Here is a 2,176-nt window from a genome sequence, read left to right as displayed (position 1 = left end):
AGAGCAACTCTAAACGCACCGTCCTTGTAGCGCATCCTGCATCTCCGCGTAATGACACATCTGTATCTTCTCTATACTTTTGCACTTTTTTATTAACTGGCTTTTTATGCGGTTTTTTAAAATGGATTCCCGTTTTTACGGGAATGACAAGAAATGGTATTTTGCGCCCATCTGTGTCATTCCTGCGTAAGCAGGAATCCAGAAAGTGCGAAACCATAGATACTATAAAGATTAATATATAAGGAGATTAGGTATTGGTTTTAAATACAAGTGAAAAATTGGGCGATATATTAGTGCGGTCCGGCCTGATCGATTTAAAGCAGTTGCAAGAGGCGTTGGAGGAGCAGAAAAAAACGAAGAAGCGTCTTGGAATCATTTTATGCCAGAAGGGGTGGATCAAGGAGGAGGATATAGTAAAGGCGTTTTCTACTCAGTTAGGCATCCCCTATGTTGATCTGCGCACCTTTGAGCCGGACCACGTGGCCATGAGGATTATCCCTCAGGGGCTTGCCAAGAGGTATCTGACCCTGCCAATGAGCTTTGAAAGCGACCGGTTAAGCGTTGCTATGGCCGACCCCCTCGATGACCACCTCCTGGGAGCCATAAGGTTTGCCACCGGTAAGGAGATCAAAACCAACGTGGCTACCACTACCGATATAAGAAAGGCCATCATCAGATTCTACGATGGCCTAAAGGTGCAACAGCTAGGCGATATACTCATAAAGGCAAAGGTAATCACCGGGCAGCAGCTTGATCAGGCGCTCGAAAAACAACGGAAAGACAACAGAAGACTGGGAGATATACTCGTTTCCGACAACGTGGCAACCGAAAAAGATATAGTGCTTGCCTGTGCATCGCAACTTGGCTTCCCGTACAAGGAGCTGCGGACAGTTGAACCAAACCAGGATGCCCTGCAATTCATCCCCGAGGGGCTGGCACGGACGCACCTGATCATCCCCCTGAGCATCATCAAACGGGTGCTGATTGTCGCCATGGCCAACCCCCTGGACATCAATGCCATCAACTCCATTACCATTGCCACGGGTATGATCATCAAGGTTGTGATATCCACCCAGACGGAGATAAATGAGACAATCGACAGGTTTTACAACACCGTAAAGACGCAATGCCTGGGGGCAATCCCCGTGAACTCCGATATCCTGTCCGTTAACGGTATGCTCCAGAACAAAACGTATAAAAAGCTGATGTTGGGTGATATCTTGGTGGCAGCCGGACTCGTGGAACCTGAACACATCAGACGTGCCATTGAAATCCAAAAGAATAACAAAAAACGATTGGGAAACATCCTGATCGAAGAAGGTTGCATCAGAGAAAAAGACCTGGCCAGTGCGATATCGCTTCAACTGAGCATCCCGTTTATTGAACTCAATGACTACCAGTGTCAGCCGGAGGCCTTGAAACTTATCCCTGAGAAGCTGGCCTCCAAGCACCTGGTAATGCCGCTATGTGTTGAAGAAAACCTCCTCTACGTAGCCATAACCAACCCCCTTGACAGAGAGATTGTTGATATACTGACCTTCGCTTCGGGTAAGAAAATAAAACTCAAGGTCTCTACGGCAACGGATATACGAAAGGGGATAGTTGGCTATTATCATAAAAAAGACGTAAAACGACTGGGAGACATCCTCGTAGACGCAGGTTTGATCACGGAGCAGAAGTTGACGGAGATGCTCGCCCTGCAAAGGGACTGCACAAAAAAATTAGGCGAACTGCTCATTGAACATGGAGTCGTCAGCGAAAATGATATCTCCATGGCCTTCTCAACCCAATTGGGAATCCCCTTTGTAGACCTGACAAACGTTACGCCTGACATAGAGGCTCTGGAACTCATCCCTGAGGGCGTGGCAAAGAAAAATATTTTAATCCCCCTGGAATTTTTAAACCGCGACCTGACCATTACCATGGCCAACCCCATGGACATCCTCACGGTAAAAGAAATGGCACACCTCACCGGCAAACAAATCACGGTCAAGGTGTCAACCCCGTCTGTGATTTTAAATGCAATCTCACGATATTACAGATACAACAATCCCCTGAAAGACATAGAACTATACTTTTGCACTTTTTTATTAACTGGCTTTTTATGCGGTTTTTGAAAATGGATTCCCGTTTTCACGGGAATGACAAGAAATGGTATTTTGCGCCCATCTGTGTC

Annotated in this window: 2 protein-coding genes; both read left to right on the top strand. The window is 46.6% G+C overall.

From position 1 onward, the window contains the following. On the top strand, positions 1-242 hold a 242-nt coding region (locus tag HWQ67_RS16930; RefSeq protein WP_218253866.1), incomplete at its 5' end, for a hypothetical protein. A gap of 12 nt (positions 243-254) precedes the next feature. After that, on the top strand, positions 255-2,117 hold the full coding sequence (locus HWQ67_RS16925; protein WP_218253865.1) for a hypothetical protein: 1,863 nt from the start codon (positions 255-257) through the stop codon (positions 2,115-2,117). Positions 2,118-2,176: the final 59 nt, after the last annotated feature.

Source organism: Candidatus Magnetobacterium casense, from assembly GCF_019173545.1.
Taxonomy (GTDB): Bacteria; Nitrospirota; Thermodesulfovibrionia; order Thermodesulfovibrionales; family Magnetobacteriaceae; genus Magnetobacterium; species Magnetobacterium cryptolimnobacter.
Note: the sequence above shows the minus strand (reverse complement) of the source record. Positions and strands in the feature narration are given on the sequence as shown.